A 16,735-nucleotide genomic window follows, 5' to 3' on the forward strand; every position below is an offset into this window, starting at 1 on the left:
CCGCTTCGGTTCATGGAACGCCTTGGTGCTTTGGTCCTTGTATGTGACGAAAGGTGGGTTTCCCCCCATTAAGAACCATGTGTACGCGCTTCCCTCCTGTTGTGAAGATGCTCACCGAAAGCCCCGCCGTCACTTTCATCAAATCTGGTCGTATTTGGGAGGTCGTGATGTCCGTATATGAAACCCGCCAAAAACCCTTTACTTTGGAAGACCTGGCGTACGGATATGAGGATTACTTCAGACGTCATTTTCTCCTCATAGAGAGTGTCTTGATCGAGCACGCCGAGACATTGCACGGTCAAGCTATCGACCATCTTTCAATTTACCGATCACGCGACCTGCCAGCCGTAAACCTCGGCATTGTTCTTCGTATCCGGAACGACACCTTGGGTCCCCGAATTGATTGGGTGAGATTTAAGGGGAAAAGCCGCGTACGCGATGGGCTTCGCTTTACGCCGACGGAGCCCATCAAAGCGCGTGGAAAATATCAATACAACTCGAACATATTCCAGAAGTTCCCTGACGACATCCGTGTCCCACTGATCAAAATCGAACAACAGCTCGCAGTGATCCGGTTCCGAACGGCACGTCTTGCCGCGCTCCGAGATCTTTGCCGCCAGAAATCAACATACTTACCGAAGGAGTGATGTAATATGATCAGAGAAGAAGATGATCATGCGTTGAGTTTCGGCCGCTATTTCCGCGCCGCACGTTTTCAGGTCATTAACCCCAACCTCACGATCGCGTCCTATGAGAGAGAGTTTAAGCTTATTCTTGAGCGCTTTGCTTTTCTCGATGAGCGCGAGACAGAGGCGTTAAAAGGCGCGCTATACACCTTCATTGAATTCACGATGTGCATTCCGGCGAGTAGCACGATCCATCACCGTACGGCTGGGGGCCTGTTTTTTCATTCTTTGGAAACAGCGGCACTCGCAGCTGCATATTTGCAGGAAGAGGATCACTGCACAGATGAGGGCATGGTACTTGCCGGCTTTATCGGCGGGCTTATGCATGATGCCGGAAAAATCCTGACCCTGTTTCATGTCTACCCACTACGTTGGGAAGATCAGAGCCGCGGGTTTGGGGCATTGGAAATACCTGATCCCGACCTTCCTCGCTGGGACCCGATGCAGGAGAGCCTCTGGTCGTGGTCTCAGGAACACAACGTAAAATACCTGATGCTGCACTATCAACGAGATTCCTATCTGGGACATGAGGCTGCAACAGGAACCATCTGGCGCAAGCTGATCTCCGAAGACCTTCTTGATGCCATTCGGCGGCGGAACCCAGATGCTCTCCAAGCAATGGAGGAATATTTGGACAGGCGAGAGTTTCACCATTCTCTGGTCTCATCCATCAAAAAAGCCGACGTTGAAAGCATCGAACGTGACTTAGATCCCAAATTCCGATGGCAGCCAAAATACTCGGATCTTCATGTCTCCAGACGTTTCATCGAGTACGCAAGTATTTGCTCATGGAACACAGCTTACAGCCCCTTCATCATGGCGGATATCTGGATAGATGGCAGCAGTACCGGCGAGGCTCTCCCTTTCTTTCGTATGTCATACGAGCACCTGCATAGCTTTGGGAGATACCTTCGCTCGGAAGAAAATTTTGGTGCTTCTTTGAGGGATAACGGGCGTCCAGCAGGGACGGTTCCTGCTCTAGAGATGCATGGAATTCTGAACAAACATATTCCTTTCATCAAAAGTGATATGTTCCAAGATGTTCGCCCGTGGTATTGGCCCGCGGTCAATGCCACGATCCAGTTTGTAAACGGTGAAGACTGCCGCGAGATCGAAGAACCTGTGAGCTATTTTCCCCTAGGAAGCAAAATTGCATGGGCTGGGATGCCCGAGGTGCGTGTACTGTTCTGAAAGGGTGCGAGGGAGGATAGACTAAGAGGCGGGTTTGCATGGGTGTTTAGCCGGTTCGGCCGTATAATCTTACCGCCTTACAGGTTGGGCGGTTTGCAGACATTCTCTGCAGGTGCGCGATCCTTGGTTTGCATTGTGAAAAGTCGACATTTACACCCCTGTCTGCGCGGTAGCTCTTGCCACGCCATGCACTAAGGGCAGCAATGCGCAGGAAGGCGGCTGACGTCAGACAGGGTGCAGGGTTCACGGACGTTTAGAGCGCAAGAAATCTGCAGAGAGTTGTTCGAGCCGTTCAATGCCGAGCAAGGCCATAGAGAGAGAAATTTCCTGCTGCAAAAGTCGGAACGCATGGGTCACCCCCAGCGCGCCAAAAGTTGCTGCGGCAAACAGGAAGGGCCGCCCAAGGAATACAAAGTCTGCACCAAGTGCGAGTGCCTTGATGACGTCGGTGCCGCGGCGTATCCCGCCATCGAGAAAAACATTGCAACCGACAGCGGCGCGGATTTCGGGCAGCACGTCAAGCGGTGCGACGCAGGCGTCAAGCTGTCTGCCTCCGTGGTTTGATACGATGACCGCATCGACGCCCAGTTGTTCCGCATGAATTGCATCGTCCACTGACAATATGCCTTTCAGGACAAGCTTGCCGGGCCAATTGCGGCGGATGAAGGCGATGTTGTCCCATGACAGCCGATCTCGGCCGATGGTCGATCTTGTCAGGTTCTTGGAAAAGAGCGGGGGACCGCGTTCTGCATCCATGTTCTCCAAATGCGGCATCCCGCGTTTCATCACTTCGCGTGCGAGTGTTCCCAAGGTCCAGCGGGGATGCGATCCGAAATGCCACGCAAGGCGTGGTGTCAATCGGAACGGGGCATCGAAACCGTTGCGCGCGTTGTTCTCGCGGTTGCCGGATACGGGCACATCAGCGGTGACAACAAGCGTGGAAAATCCGGCTTTGAGCAGGCGCGCGATCAAAGCTTCGATCCTGGCGTCGTCGCCCGGAACATAGCATTGAAACCAAGACGAATGTCCTTCCGAGGCGACCCTTTCGAGTGGCGTCAGGGAGGCGGCGCTGCAAATGGCAAGGCTGCCAAATTCATGCGCGGCTTTTGCCAGAACCACATCGCCGTCATAGGCGGCAAGGGCGCTGAATCCCATGGGCGCGATGCCAAAGGGGACCGAAACCTCTTGGGAAAAGATGCTGGTCCGCGTGCTGCGTTCCGAGACATCACGTAGCACGTTTGGCACAAAGGCGTGGCGTTCGTAGGCGGTGCGTGTGTTCCGCACGCTGGCACCGGTTTCCACGCCGCCGTCGACGTAGCCGAAGATCGGCAGGGGCAGTCGTTTGGCGGCACATGTCCGAAAGTCGTCCAGCGCCAAGTAGCCTCGCAGGAGCGCGGGTGCTGTGGGCTCGGGCCTTTGGGTGATCATGGGCGCAAGTTTGGGGCGGTCTGTCATGGTTTTTTCCCTCTGGTTCTGCTCACGCGTAAAGTTGCGTGGCGTTGAGGCTTACGATTTTGCGCAACGTCGTTTCGTCGTCCGCGGCCTCTTCCATAAAGCGGGTAAGTTCTTCGAATGGTGGTTTGGGCTGTTCTGTCACATGCGGCCAATCACTGCCCCAGACCAATCTGGAGGGGTCTATCGCAATAAGCTTTTTTGCAAGGGCCAGATTGTGTTGAAAGGATAGCGTGTCATCGCGTTGGTGGTAGGGGCCGGACAGTTTGATCCAGACATGTTCGGACTCGTACAGCCCGAGCAATGTCCGCAGGCTGTCGGGTGCATCAAAGGGACAGCGTCCGATATGGTCCAGAACAAGCCGTGTTGGCAGATCCTGAAGCATTGGCAAAAGCGCCTCCAGCGCGTCAGCTGAAATATGCAGCTGAATGTGCCAGCCAAGATCCTGGATCAGTTCTGCGATGCGCGGCATGTCCTGTGTCTGCGTAGCCCCAACCTGCACCTGGTTGAATCGCACACCACGCATACCCAGCTGGTCAAACTGCTGTAAGACCGTGACGTCGCTGTCGGGTGCGATCACGCCGACGGCTCTGTAATTTCCACCCAGATCTTTTAAGGCGCGTAGGGTAACATCGTTGTTGATGCCGTACATCGAAGGCTGGACGACAACGCCATGGGTCAGGCCGTACCGTTTGGCGACCTGCTTGTACTGATCGGTTGTGGCCGTTTCATTGGGCAGGGATGCCGTCGCCGCGACCGGTGCGGCGCTGTCGAGGATATGAAAGTGACAGTCCCATACGGGGTCATTTACGGTTAGGCCAAGTTTTTCAAACGACATTACTCAAACACTCCTGGGAGCCAAAGTGCGATTTCGGGAAAGGCGACCATCAGCGCGATGACCACAAGAATAGACACCAGGAATGGCAATATCCCGATAAAGACATCGTTCAGCGATCCGCCCGTACGAATGCCTTGCACGACGTAGCAGTTGATGCCGATAGGCGGTGTAATCATGCCGGCTTCGATGACAAGCATGATGATGATGCCGAACCAGACCGGATCGTAACCCAGTCCCATCACAGCGGGGGCCGTTACCGGAACCGTCAGTACGATCATGGAAATGCCATCCAGCACGCAGCCCAGAAGCAGATAGATCACGATGATGACAGTCAGGATCGCGATAGGCGGCAGTGGCAGCGTCGTGATGAACGAATTGATCTGATCGACAAAGCCGGAAATGCCGAGGGCAAAGTTCAGGTAATATGCCCCGATCAGAACAAACATGATCATACCCGCCGAGCGCATCGTGCCGTCGATTGCACGGTTCAACATGCTGAGCTTGAGGGTGCGATTCCAAGCGCTTAGCAGTAAGGATGCGATGATCCCCAACGCCGACGCTTCGGTGGGAGTAGCAATGCCTGTGTAGATCGACCCCACAACTACGAGGAAAATGAAGAACACCGGCAGAAGGTCGGGCAATCCCTTGACGCGGTCCTCCCATGTTGCAACGACTTTCTCACCGCCCCAAGCGGGCTTAATGGTGCACAAGATGGCGATCGTAGCCATAAAAACCAGCGCCAGCAAGAGCCCGGGCACAAAGCCAGCAAGATAGAGCTTTGGAATAGAGGTCTTGGTGATCGCGCCATAAATGATCATGTTGATCGAGGGCGGGATCAATGTGCCAAGCGTTCCGCCTGCGGCCAAAGTGCCCAAAAACAGCCGCTCGTTAAATCCGCGCTTCTTGATCTCCGGGATTGCGATGGTGCCGACTGTCGCTGCGGTGGCCACACTGGACCCTGATGTCGCCGCGAACATGGTACATGCCGCGATGTTGGTGTGCATCAGGCTGCCGGGTAGCCTGTTCAGCCAAGGCAACAATGCCCGGTACATCGAGGACGCGCTGCCGCTGTGCAACATGATTTCACCCATCATGATGAATAGCGGAACCGCGATCAAAAGATCATTTGTGGCGGTTTCCCAAGTGGTGATGCCAATGACCGCAAAGATGTCAACGGGCAGCCAGAACAGGCTCATTATGATGCCCATCAGGATCAAGATCACCCCGATCGGCATGCTTGTGACGATGAGCGTCAGAAGGCTGAGCGTAAAGCCAAGCAACTGCATGAGTTTTTCTCCTAGTGGATGTCAGAGGACATCGTCGGGAATGTCAAAGGGGTTGTTTGGGTCAGCCTCGAACGCGGGGATGTTGCCCGGATAGCTGCGAAGCTGTGCGATAAACATGGCGAGCGCCGCCATTGTAAAAAGTGTCAGCCCGAACAGGAACAACACATGCGGTATCCACAGTGGTAGATCCAGCAAGGTCGAGGTCGCTTCGAAATCGATCACCTCTTCCAACTGTAACCATTCATTCCAGATCAGCACCGCACCAATCGCAAAGAGCGCAGCGGCGGCCACGACATTCAGGGCCGCACCGAGTTTTTGTGGCAGCAATCTTTGTACAATGTCTACGCGGATATGTGCAGCAGACAGAACGGCAAATGCCATTGCGACACTGGTTGCGAAAGCAAAGGCAAAGCCGGAAATCTCGGTTGATCCGACAATCGAAATCTTGAGCGTTTTCCGTATGATCGTATCAACGCAAATCATTGACGCAACGGCAAGCAGCCCATACCCACCAAGACGCGAAGGGTAGATGATGATTTTTTGCAAGTTTTTCACAAGCGAAGGGGTTTCCATGGTCTCAACCTTCTTCTGAGGGAAACCACTCCGGCCAATGTGGCTGGAGTGAAGGCGTAGGCCTTATTTGGACATGGTGATCCCGACAAGCTTGCCAACTGTCTCGTTCCAGTCAGCAACGCAGGCGTCACCACAGTTGGCCGCGATGTTCGGCAGCACGTCGCTTTGCACCCGTTCCTGAACGGTTTTCAACTCGGCTTCGGTGGGAAATGTCACCGTCGAGTTGTATTTGGTAAAGCCGCCAGCGGTATCGCAGCTGTCCTCGCCGGCCGTGCAGGCAAGACCCATCTTGTGGCTGCGGATCTGTGTCGGCCACGCCATATCCTGCTCAAAGTATTTGCTGGCAAGCGTCAGCCATTCCTGAACTTCGGCGGGCTGTTGCGCGAACCATTTTGAATTTACGATGCGCAGTTGCGGCGCCCAGCCGGAGTTCAGAGCGTAGACATAGCTTGTGATTTCGGGAAGCTTGGCAATGTTGCCGCTGGCCGTCCCGGTGACGCCGCAGTCGATGACGCCACGTTGCAGGGCAGGCGCCATTTCAGCGAATGGCATGGATACAGGTGATCCGCCAAGAGCCGTGACGTAGTCGGCAAGAACACCGTTGAAAACCCGAACAGTCTTGCCTTTGATGTCCTCAAGCTTGGTGACTTCGGACTGGCACCAGAAAACAAGGCCCGTTGTGGGCCAACTTGCCAGAACTTGCGTTCTCGTCTTTTCTTTCAACGTTTTTTGAACCACCGGCATAAAGGCGGCAGTCGTTTCGCGGATGTCTTCAATCGTCGGCGACACGCCGGAGATGTCCAGGGCATCCAGCACCTTGATGTCCTCGCCCGCGTAGGATGCCACGGTGTCAGCGATATCATAAACGCCTGACCGGACAAGTCTGATCATTTGCGAGCCGGGCACGCCCAGCTCTGTGATCGAGCTCAGTTTGACCTTGATCTTGCCGTCGCTCAAGCGCGGCACGACTTCTGTCCAGAACGGCTGAACAAATATGCTCCACTCGGAGGTGCTCGAGGCGATGCCCAGCACGTTAATTTGTGTCGTATCCGGCAGACCGGCGGCAAGTTCGCGAAGTTGGTCTTCGGTCACCTGCGCACTGGCCATTGCCGGAAGGGCGATGGCGACCGCCAGGCCCATTACTGTTGATTTGATTGATGATAGTTTCATTTGGTTTCCTCCCTAAATGATAGTTTCAGTCGATGTAAGCGACGCCGCGCGCCTCAAGCAGTTTTTCAACCCACTCGCGGTCGACGCTGCCGTCACGAATAGCAGAGATTTCTTTGATTTCCGCACGTTGTTTGGCCTCTGCGGCTTCAACAATGGTTTCGGCTTCATCACATGGGACGCAAACCAGGCCATCACAGTCGCCCACGATCAAGTCACCGGGGTGGATCACCATTCCGTCGATTGCGATGGGGACGTTGATCTCGCCGGGGCCGTCCTTGTAGGGGCCACGATGCGTCACGCCAGCGGCAAACATGCCAATTCCAGAAGCTTTAATTTCGTCGGAGTCGCGGATCGCACCGTCGATCACAAAGCCGGCGACACCCTTTTCCTGCGCCAGATAGACCATGATTTCGCCCATGATCGAGTTGGTCAGATCGCCGCCTGCATCGACAACGATCACGTCGCCGGGTTCGGCCATATCAATGGCTTTGTGGACAAGAAGATTGTCACCTGGGCGTGTCTTGACCGTCAGTGCGACACCGGCCATGACCTTTCCTTGGTCATGGTAAGGGCGCAACCGCGGTCCCGCAGCGGTCATCCGGCTCATCGAGTCCGAGATGTTTGCAACAGGCAGGCGCGCGAAACGCTCGGCGAGAGTGGCATCAACCTTTTTGGTGCGGTTACGGATCGTAAAACCGTTGGTCACGATAATTCTCCTGTGGTCGGGTTGTTTAATGAGGCGAAGTTAGGTCCCGAAAAGGGAGCTTGCGGCGCGCAATGTCAGAGCTCGCGCGTTTCGACTGTTTTAGGGTTTCGACAACCAGTTTAGCGCCTGGCCGATGCTCATCGGTACATTGGGATGTTCCGCTTCGATCCGCGCCGAGGTCGCCTTGTAGACTTCAAGAACGGACTGGTTGACCGGCACCTGAAGACCAAGAGACTGTGCTTGATCAATCGCGGCCTCCATCTCAAGCTTTCGACGCGGTGCGTGTATGACATGCGACCGCACCATCGCGTCCAGAAGTTCGGGAAAGGGCCGTACACCAATGTCGGACAGGTTCTCACATATCTCTTTGGACAGCCCCATTTTTGCGGCGGCTGAAAAGCATTCGATGGCAAGTGCCTCAATCCCCTTGGTCATCAGCGTGCGCAGCAGTTTGACTCCGCATGCGTCGCCCGCTTTGGAATCGGGCAAAGCCTTTGCGTCAAAGCCAAGCGCCCGGAGGGCGGCCTCGGCCTGATCTGCGTTCGGCCCTGACAGCAGGATCGGCGCCTTGGCGCCGGAAAGGTCAACCGACCCCACGATCGCGGCATCCACAAAGCGTGCGCTTTGATTTCCGAATTCGGCGGCACAATCTTGCATCAATCCTTGCGGTGAGGAAGACATATCCACGTAAAGAAAAGCACCGGAACGGGTGGCAAGATCCTGAGCAACGCTACGGGCCGCAGCTGAGGGGAACGCGCCAAGAACAAGTGTAGTGTCGGGGATTTCGGCGGGAAGCGTGTTCAGAACTGTTGCTGTATCAGGAATATTTCGCGCCATCGGGTCGACATAGATCGGGCGGCTGCCGGATTGTTCAACCTGTGCGCCAAAAGCACGGCCTACCTCACCATAGCCAATGAGTAACACAGAGCCCTTAAGTGTTTCCATAGTCATATATCTCCTCCCTGTTAGTGTTCAAAAAATACAAAATAAAAACATAAATCAATAGGAAATAAATTTGATATTTCTTGAGTTTTTGATTTATAGGTTCTATCTAATTGAAATATTTAATATAATTAATTTGCTTTTGTAAATTCTCTAGCTTGTTAAAGAATTTTGTAGACGGGTTATAGGAATTTGTGTATCCAAAAATTGGCTGTCGTTAAGGAGACGCGACAGTTCGAAAAATAAACTTTGGGAGGAGTTATGAAGAATTCTTTAGCCTTTGCAGCAGCACTTTGCGTGTCTGCCATTGCTGGAGCCGCAGCATTTGCTGAGTATCCCGAGCGCCCTATCGAGATGATTGTGGCTTATTCACCCGGTGGCGGCACTGACACCGTGGCTCGAACTTTAGCGTCGTTTGTCGAGAAATACTTAGGTGACGGTGCGACAATCACCATTGTTAACAAGCCCGGTGCCGGCGGTGAAATCGGCTTTACCGAGCTGGCGAAGGCGAAGCCTGATGGCTACACTATCGGCTTCATCAACACCCCAAATATTCTGACTATCCCGATCTCGCGTGAAACACGTTATTCGATGGATGAAATTCAGGCGGTGGCAAACGTCGTGTATGATCCTGGTGCATTCAATGTGTTGCCTACCTCTCCGTTCAAAAATCTGGACGAACTTGTCGCCTATGCAAAAGAACACCCCCGTGCCGTGACATATGGCACAACGGGTATTGGTGGTGACGACCATCTGGCGGCTCTGGAATTCTCGCGTCAAGCAGGTATTGAGATGACTCACGTTCCCTTTTCGGGGTCGGGTGATGTGCGTGCCGCAGTACTTGGTGGACACATCAGCATGGCATCCACGAATATCAGCGAAGTTATTGCGCTTGTTGATGAGGGGCAACTGATCACCTTTGGTCAGATGAGCAATGAACGCTGGCCCGGCGCTCCTGACGTTCCAACATTTAAAGAGCAAGGCTACGACGTGATTATGGGGTCAGACCGTGGCATCGGAGCGCCTGCGGGCATTCCTGAGGAGGCGCTGAACGCTTTGCAAGAAGCGATTTCCAAGGCTGTGAAAGACCCTGAATTCCTTGAAGCCGCGACCAAGCAAAACTTGGCGCTGAACTATCAGAATGCTGATGAGTTTCAAGCGCATCTGGATGTGCTGGGTGCCCAGCTACAGCAGCTCTGGGACAAGAATCCTTGGATCAACTAAGTTAAAACTAAGGCTGGTGACGTTATGGTCACCGGCCGTTTTGAAATTTTGACTTTTGGGAGGACACGATGAACAAAAGTGGCGTGGAACTCATCGCTGCCGGCCTGTTCGCGGCGCTATTTTCTGTATTACTATATTTTGCAACAGGTTACAGGGGATTGTCCTCCTATGTGCCGACTGTTGCTTCGGGCCTTGGGCTTTTGATGTGCCTGTTATGGTCGATTAAATCAGTGCGCACCCTTGCTGCGGGGGAAGTCAAAGACCTCGACTTGGAGCCCCGCGAAACCAAGTTGTTCATTCTCGTTCTGGTGGTTGGTCTGGCATATGTGGCGGGGTTTGCCTGGCTCGGCGTTTTCACGTCGACGCTAATCATGTTGCCTTGTGCCGCTGCTGCGCTTGGATACCGGAACTGGACCGTCATTGCTTTGACCGCCGCTGGTTTTGCTTTGGTCCTGTACGGGGTATTTCGTGTACTGCTTTCAGTGCCGCTCCCGCCCGAAGCTTTGCTGAAACTTTTGGGAGTCAGATAATATGGAAGTTTTCCTGAGTATTGCTCACGCTGCACCCGGCCTTCTCGATTTCCATGTCATTTTAGCCATGATCGTTGGTACCGCTGTTGGTATTGCTGTGGGCGCATTGCCGGGGCTGTCGGCCACTATGGGCATCGCAGTTCTTATCCCTTTGACATTCACCATGGAGCCTCTTGTCGCGCTTGGAATGATTGCGGGGATTTACAACGGTGCGATGTATGGGGGATCTATCCCAGCAATCTTGTTGCGTATCCCTGGCACACCCGCGGGTATTGCCACCGTCTTTGATGGCCACGAAATGGCGAAGAAAGGCAAGGCGCGTCTCGCTTTGGACATTTCGCTAGTCTCATCATCCATCGGCAGCGCCGTCAGCGCCGTGGCTTTGCTTTTGATCGCCCCTCCACTTGCAGTGATTGCGTTAAAGTTCAGCCCAGCCAACTATTTTTGGCTTGCCATCTTCGGCATGACGACGATTGCCATCATGATGGCGGGCAATCCAGAAAAAGGTATCCTGTCCGTTTGCTTTGGCCTATGCATCGGTATCGTTGGCATTGATACGATCAGCGGCAACGAACGCTTTACCTTTGGCACCGTCGAGTTGCTTTCGGGCATCCACATTGTCGTTCTGTTGACCGGTCTTTATGCGATCCCGCCCGCTATTGACCTGTTCTTGGGCAAGAACGCAATTGATACGGGGGGGGTTGATCTGGGAGAGAGATCGAGCGGTTTCCCTTGGCCCAGCCTCATTCCCACCTGGATACGGGCGTCTGGTATCGGCCTTGTCGTCGGCCTGATCCCCGCATTGGGTGGCAACATCGCAGCCCTTCTTGCGTGGCAGGAAGAGCGTCGGCATTCGAAAAACAAGGAAAATTGGGGCAAAGGCGAACCTGCGGGCCTTGCAGCGCCGGAATGCGCAAACAATGCTGATACCGCGGCTACGCTGATCCCGGCGCTGACACTTGGCATACCGGGAAACGCCGTCGCTGCCGTTATTCTGGGCGCGTTGCTTGTGCATGGCTTGAGGCCCGGCCCGGATCTGTTCCGCGCTGATGCAGATATAACCTATGGCTTTATGCTGACCATGTTGGTCACGTCGGGGTTGATGTTTGTGATCGGAAAACTGGGCGCACGGGCTTACGTGAATGTCTTGCGTGTCCCGCGTCAGTTGCTTGGACCTATCATCATCGTCCTGACAGTTGTGGGCATTTATGCCATCCACAATAGTATCTTTGAGGTCATACTCATGTTAGTATTTGGTCTGATTGGCTTTGCTATGGAGAAAATGTCTATCCCAACTGCCCCAGCCGTGCTTGCGGTTATCTTAGGTCCGATTGCTGAAGAAAACTTTCGGCGGGCCCTGTTAATTTCAGGGGACAACTACTGGTATCTTTTTAAGGGCCCGATTTCAATCACCCTCGTGCTTTTGGTTGTAGTTGCGCTTGTTTCTCCTTGGCTGCCAAGGCTAAAGTTGTTGCGGAGAAAACCCAAGGCAGCTTCGTTCGAAGAATAAAGAAATGAGGTAGGAGCGATGAGTCTCAATGAGGACGTTTATACCGAACTGAGGCGTCGATTGATCGCTGGGAGCTTCAATCCCGGAGATAAGCTGAAAGAAGAGCAGGTTGCGCGTGAATTTGGTGTCAGCCGCACCCCTGTCCGATCTGCCATCCAGCGGCTCATTGAGCAGGGCCTTCTTGAGGCCGCTCCCAAACGCGGCGCGATTGTAAGTGAGTGGAAGGAAAGCGACGCCGAAGAAATATTTGAGTTGCGTGTTTTTGCTGAAGGGCAGGCTGCGGCTTGGGCCTGCAGCCGGATCACTGATGAGCAGCTTGCCAATATGGATGCTATCAACTCAAAAATCGCAAGCGCGTTGAGGGATAAGCCAAAAGGCTATCTTTCCGAGGTTCAGTCATCGAACCTGGCATTTCACACGGCGTTATATGACGCTTGCGGAAGCGCACGCTTGCGTCACTTCGGCACCAATTTGTTAGAGTACCCGCTGATCAGTGGTGGGTTCTACATCTATTCAGACGAAGATGCGCATCAAAGTGTCCGTCAGCACACCGAGATTGTGAATGCGCTGAGGTCACGTAATGCCAGCTGGGCTAGATCAGCAGTCACATCGCATCTCTCTGCAGCGATTGATCGGTTCCGCAAATCTCGACGGACACGCACAAGTCAAACCGATGAATAGAAGCCTGGCATGTTGCGTCGCCCATTCGTCCGGATTGGACGGATGTCGAAGGTCGCATTGCGATTAAGGCGGGGCATATCCGTGCGGGCGAAATATTATGATATGGAACGCCACGATGGACGAGCACAATTACGTGGTGCGCCACTGGAACAAACTAGGCAGCGGACTCATAAAATTCGATCCACAGCCTGACGGATGCCAATTTGATCATCGACATGAAATTTCGTGATGTCTTCTCGTATCGGGTTGCAATGCGGCGAAACGAGGCTTTCAGTCGTCCAAAGAACCGCTCGATTTTATTGCGTTCTCGGTAGATTTCCGCATTAAATTCCACAGGCAGTTTGCGGTTACTCTTGGGAGGTATTACGTCGATAGCGCCCTGCTCCCAGATCATGTTCCTGATCCAGTCGGCGTCATATGCCTTGTCCGCCAACACAAGTTGACCGGGCTGCAGTTTGTCGAGCAGTGTTTTGCACGGCGGTGCATCATGGGCCTGGCCGGGCGTCAATTCATATCGGATCGGCAACCCGTCCTGATTGGTAAGTGCATGTATTTTCGTCCCTAACCCGCCCCGTGAACGACCTAAACAGCGGCGCGGGTCTTTTTTTGAGCGTGGTGGCAGAATGATGTGCGCGCACGCTGGTCCCATCGACCATCACCATATCGACGTTGTGAGCGTCGGCAATGGCCTCCATGATCCGGTCCCAGTGGCCCGCATAGCTCCACCGGTTGAAGCGGTTGTAGACCGTAGTCGGTGGGCCGTATTGTTCGGGTAGATCAGCCCAAGGAATGCCGGTGCGCAGAACATAGAAAATGCCATTAATCACGCGACGGTCATCAACGCGTTTTTTGCCCCTTGTCTTGTTGGGCAGGACCGCCTTGATGAATTCCCATTCAAGATCGCTCATGTCTGATCGTGCCATTCGTCTTCTCCCGTACTATGTCCGTCCGGAAGTGAATCACAAGACTATGCTATTAAACAAGAATTAATGAGTGTGCTGCCTAGTGGTGCTCGCTGTGGCCGAGATGTAAATCAAAGGCGCTTCCATGCGGCAGGCGGAAGACGTGGTGTAGTAATTCGGCATAGAGAGCCAGTCCTCAACCCAAGTGAGCTGCGCCACCAAACTTCTGGATGAAGAACTCGCCGCCTGGTGCAACCGCCCCCCCCCTTGGCCAGACGAAGTGCCTTATTTGGGATGCCCGCTACGAAAAGGTCCGCTATGATCGTGTTGTGCGTGATGTCGCGGTCTTTTCGGTCATCGGAGTGGGGCTGGGTGAACGCAGACACGTCCTCGGCCTCTCGGTGACGCTCTCGGAAACCGAAGCGCATTGGCGGGCGTTCCTGGAGAGCCTGCTGGCCCACGGCATCCACGGTACAACCTTTGTCGTCCCGGATGACCATACGGGGATGAAAGCGGCACGGCGCGCCGTACTCGGAGCTGCGACATGGCAATGATGCCAATTCCATCTGGCACAGAATGCCGTCTACGCCGCGGCATCCTCTCGCTCTACCCCCTTTCGAAGAACCCATAGTGTGGCTTCGAATGACCAAAGGACACAGTATCCGGGCCGAACCTCCGGTTGATGTTATCTACGACTTTTCCGAGCTTTTCCCGTTCGGTCTTGGATGCTTGAGGCAATGGCAGAAACAGGTCCGGCACGCGATCCTCAAGCCGTTGGATGCGTCCCAGCTGCACGCCGACCGACATGTAATCCCGGCACCCTGTCCGGTCGTAGAAACGTCGCCATAACACTCTGTTCAATTCCAGAAAGTGCATAGTGTCCTGGCTGGCGAACGTGCTGATCCCGTCTGTCCACCATCCTTTTGGACGACAAGACACCTGTATGGAAAAATGCCGCGCCAGATACCCGTCGCGACGCAGACGCGCGGTTGCTTTCTCGACAAGCCATCGTGAGACGAAATAGGCATTGGGCAGGCTCCGATTTTCCGGAGCGAGAACCTTGCTGTTTCCGTAACCATTTCGCCGCGTCGGAACGAGGGGAATATCCTCCCCTTGGAGCGCGCGCACGAACCTTTCTCCCTCAACGGAACGCCAGATCATCCGCGCATGACGGGGATCAGTCCGATAAAGATCCGGGATCGTGTAAATGCCAGCCGCGTTTAGCTTCCGATGAACACCTTTGGCGATGCCCGGCAGCTTGTCCAAGGGCATGTCTGCCAAGCGATCTGGCATGTTATTCGGGGATAGCCAGGATAGTCCGTCCGGTTTTTCCAGCTTGCCCGCGATTTTCGCAAGCAGGTGGTTGGGGCCCAGTCCTACAGACGCCCCTATAGATGGCCCCGCTTCGGCTTTGATGAGAGACTTGATCTCCTGCGCTTTCGCAATCGCCCGGTCCAATTCATGATCGACGGCCGATAGGCGGACCTGAAACTCGTCCACAGACCGGATCCGCTCAACTTCCGCAATCTTGTCTATCGCCGTGGCGATCTTCTGGTTCATGCGCACGTAGACTTTATGACGAGCGCCGACCAAGGCAATCCTTGGGCAAAGTTTCTTGGCCTCATAGATCCGTGTGCCGACGCCAATCCCGAGAGCTTTCGCATCATAAGAGGCCGCAACGATGGCCCCTGCATCATTGTCGACAGCCGTGATGCCTACAGGCCTCCCACGCAACTCAGGACGCAGCTGTTGCTCCACGGAAGCATAAAAGCTGTCCATGTCGATGTAGAGAGTCCGGAACTTCGAGATGTTCGCCATTTCAGAATCGCCAAATGTTCGCTATTTGTTCTCTTATGGATATGAAAAGAAAACTCGGCAACGTCTCTTTCGGGGGGATCTGGAGTGAGGACATCCTCACCAGTGATCAGCTGAATAGCGTTCTCGATTTCCTGGATACCGTGGCGGCCAGATGTGCGGATGAAGACATGCGTGGCGACAGGCTGGAAGACGCTTTGGCTTATGTGTCCGCACATGTTGAAAAAGGCGATATGTTGGCCGCGGCAATGCGTAGTGGCCTTGCGATGCCCAGCCCATGGCAACGCCAAGAGGCGGTGATTGTGGCTGTCAGGTTGATTAAACGATCTGTGCGCGGAGCGTTGGACTGATGGGCTGGCCTTATCTGATATGTTCTGATGCAAGCTTCCGCTTGAGCAGCAAGTTATCATCGAACATCTGCGAGGTAACATCTTGTTTGGAAAAAAACGTCCCACTTCTTGAGGGAAAGCAGGGGGTGCCAGTTAAGTTCAGTCCTACCGGCGTTGCCAGTTAACTTCATGTCTGACGGTGTTGCCCGTCAAGTTAAATACTGCCAATGTTCGGCGTTAAGTTCATTAATAAGTATTTATTTTCAATCACTTGACTCTATTTTTTCGTTTCGACATCCTACAAGAAATTACGGCGCGCGAATGCCTTTCTGCGCCAATTTCATGGAGGACAGACATGCTTGATAATCGCAGTCGAACACCCCGCATGGCCGGAGAAACTGCTTTTAGAAATTTGCACGGAGATCCCCGTTGGATTGCCGCCCGAACAGACTACGTACTGCCCGCTTTCAAGGCATGTGAAAGCCATATCGCAGAGCGCGGACGAAAGGCCGTTGTCGCTGATCAAGTCGAAGGTATTCGACCTCATATTGCGGTTCACTGGGAGGGTATGGGCCAACTGGCAGGTATCCGCGTCGGGTTGCAATGCATGTTCGATGGTGCAGGATGGCTTGATTTCGCCGTTGGTCTCGTACGCACAAAGGGCCGCTGTCGCGATTATAGCCAACTCATGCGTGAGCAGGTCTTAGCCAATGATCCTGAAGGCGCGCTGAAAGTCATGAATGTCTGTTTTTTTGGTGTCGGTGTGGTCGATGCCACGGAACGTGCACCCTTCCACCAAGCGCAATGGCGAGCAGGCGCACCACGCCCGAAGTGGCTGTCCTGAAACGGGAGCCTGCGCAGCCCCCCTCTATACTATGTATCAAATCAGAAAGGATTTCA

General features: G+C 54.0%; 17 protein-coding genes and 1 pseudogene. 9 read left to right on the top strand and 9 right to left on the bottom strand.

Translation table 11 applies throughout. The annotated features are described in order from the left end of the window. Positions 1–167 precede the first annotated feature (167 nt). Positions 168–647 carry a conjugative transfer protein MobI(A/C) gene (mobI, locus tag KO492_RS14035; RefSeq protein WP_216045526.1) on the top strand — a complete coding sequence of 160 codons (480 nt, stop codon included), beginning with the start codon at positions 168–170 and terminating at the stop codon, positions 645–647. Positions 648–653: 6 nt separating this feature from the next. Continuing rightward, on the top strand, positions 654–1,877 hold the full coding sequence (locus KO492_RS14040; protein WP_216045527.1) for a TraI domain-containing protein: 1,224 nt from the start codon (positions 654–656) through the stop codon (positions 1,875–1,877). Positions 1,878–2,120: 243 nt separating this feature from the next. Here KO492_RS14040 and KO492_RS14045 read toward each other — a convergent pair whose 3' ends face one another. The 7 genes from KO492_RS14045 to KO492_RS14075 form a co-directional block, all read right to left on the bottom strand. After that, positions 2,121–3,332, bottom strand: a complete 1,212-nt coding sequence (locus KO492_RS14045; protein ID WP_252735529.1) for an alpha-hydroxy acid oxidase — start codon at positions 3,330–3,332, stop codon at positions 2,121–2,123. Positions 3,333–3,354: 22 nt separating this feature from the next. Continuing rightward, positions 3,355–4,167, bottom strand: a complete 813-nt coding sequence (locus tag KO492_RS14050; protein WP_216045528.1) for an amidohydrolase family protein — start codon at positions 4,165–4,167, stop codon at positions 3,355–3,357. Further along, complete coding sequence (locus tag KO492_RS14055) at positions 4,167–5,453, bottom strand: TRAP transporter large permease (protein WP_216045529.1); 1,287 nt, start codon at positions 5,451–5,453, stop codon at positions 4,167–4,169. Before KO492_RS14055 ends, KO492_RS14050 begins: the two co-directional genes overlap by 1 nt. 21 nt (positions 5,454–5,474) lie before the next feature. After that, a complete protein-coding gene (locus KO492_RS14060; RefSeq protein WP_216045530.1) occupies positions 5,475–6,026 on the bottom strand; it encodes a TRAP transporter small permease in 552 nt (183 codons plus the stop codon). A gap of 63 nt (positions 6,027–6,089) precedes the next feature. Next, complete coding sequence (dctP, locus tag KO492_RS14065) at positions 6,090–7,196, bottom strand: TRAP transporter substrate-binding protein DctP (RefSeq protein WP_216045531.1); 1,107 nt, start codon at positions 7,194–7,196, stop codon at positions 6,090–6,092. Positions 7,197–7,221: 25 nt separating this feature from the next. Beyond that, complete coding sequence (locus KO492_RS14070; protein ID WP_354668244.1) at positions 7,222–7,902, bottom strand: RraA family protein; 681 nt, start codon at positions 7,900–7,902, stop codon at positions 7,222–7,224. Positions 7,903–8,001: 99 nt separating this feature from the next. Then, entirely contained in the window at positions 8,002–8,853 is an 852-nt protein-coding gene (locus KO492_RS14075) for a DUF1932 domain-containing protein (RefSeq protein WP_216045532.1), read from the bottom strand. A gap of 252 nt (positions 8,854–9,105) precedes the next feature. On the opposite strand from KO492_RS14075, the gene KO492_RS14080 reads away from it, so the two are divergent. From KO492_RS14080 to KO492_RS14095, 4 genes are all read left to right on the top strand, one after another. After that, on the top strand, positions 9,106–10,068 hold the full coding sequence (locus KO492_RS14080; RefSeq protein WP_216045533.1) for a tripartite tricarboxylate transporter substrate binding protein: 963 nt from the start codon (positions 9,106–9,108) through the stop codon (positions 10,066–10,068). A 68-nt stretch (positions 10,069–10,136) separates the two neighbouring features. Further along, on the top strand, positions 10,137–10,598 hold the full coding sequence (locus KO492_RS14085) for a tripartite tricarboxylate transporter TctB family protein (protein WP_216045534.1): 462 nt from the start codon (positions 10,137–10,139) through the stop codon (positions 10,596–10,598). Position 10,599: 1 nt separating this feature from the next. After that, on the top strand, positions 10,600–12,108 hold the full coding sequence (locus KO492_RS14090; RefSeq protein ID WP_216045535.1) for a tripartite tricarboxylate transporter permease: 1,509 nt from the start codon (positions 10,600–10,602) through the stop codon (positions 12,106–12,108). An 18-nt stretch (positions 12,109–12,126) separates the two neighbouring features. Then, a complete protein-coding gene (locus KO492_RS14095; protein WP_216045536.1) occupies positions 12,127–12,789 on the top strand; it encodes a GntR family transcriptional regulator in 663 nt (220 codons plus the stop codon). A gap of 154 nt (positions 12,790–12,943) precedes the next feature. On the opposite strand, the pseudogene KO492_RS14100 reads toward KO492_RS14095, so the two are convergent. Continuing rightward, positions 12,944–13,712 (bottom strand): annotated as a pseudogene (locus tag KO492_RS14100) (IS5 family transposase). 209 nt (positions 13,713–13,921) lie between these two features. Between KO492_RS14100 and KO492_RS14105 the strand changes: the two are divergent. Then, a complete protein-coding gene (locus KO492_RS14105; protein ID WP_216045538.1) occupies positions 13,922–14,245 on the top strand; it encodes a transposase in 324 nt (107 codons plus the stop codon). 52 nt (positions 14,246–14,297) lie between these two features. Here the strand turns inward: KO492_RS14105 and KO492_RS14110 are convergent, their stop codons facing one another. After that, positions 14,298–15,509, bottom strand: coding sequence for a DinB/UmuC family translesion DNA polymerase (locus KO492_RS14110; RefSeq protein WP_252735530.1), 1,212 nt, complete (start codon positions 15,507–15,509; stop codon positions 14,298–14,300). A gap of 41 nt (positions 15,510–15,550) precedes the next feature. Between KO492_RS14110 and KO492_RS14115 the strand changes: the two genes are divergently transcribed. Together KO492_RS14115 and KO492_RS14120 are read left to right on the top strand one after the other, a co-directional pair. Then, positions 15,551–15,856: a hypothetical protein gene (locus KO492_RS14115; RefSeq protein ID WP_216045539.1), complete on the top strand. Its 306-nt coding sequence runs from the start codon at positions 15,551–15,553 to the stop codon at positions 15,854–15,856. Between the two features lie 334 nt (positions 15,857–16,190). Continuing rightward, positions 16,191–16,679, top strand: a complete 489-nt coding sequence (locus KO492_RS14120; RefSeq protein WP_216045540.1) for a hypothetical protein — start codon at positions 16,191–16,193, stop codon at positions 16,677–16,679. Positions 16,680–16,735 lie beyond the last annotated feature (56 nt).

This window comes from Celeribacter halophilus, from assembly GCF_018860305.1.
Lineage (GTDB): Bacteria > Pseudomonadota > Alphaproteobacteria > Rhodobacterales > Rhodobacteraceae > Celeribacter > Celeribacter halophilus_A.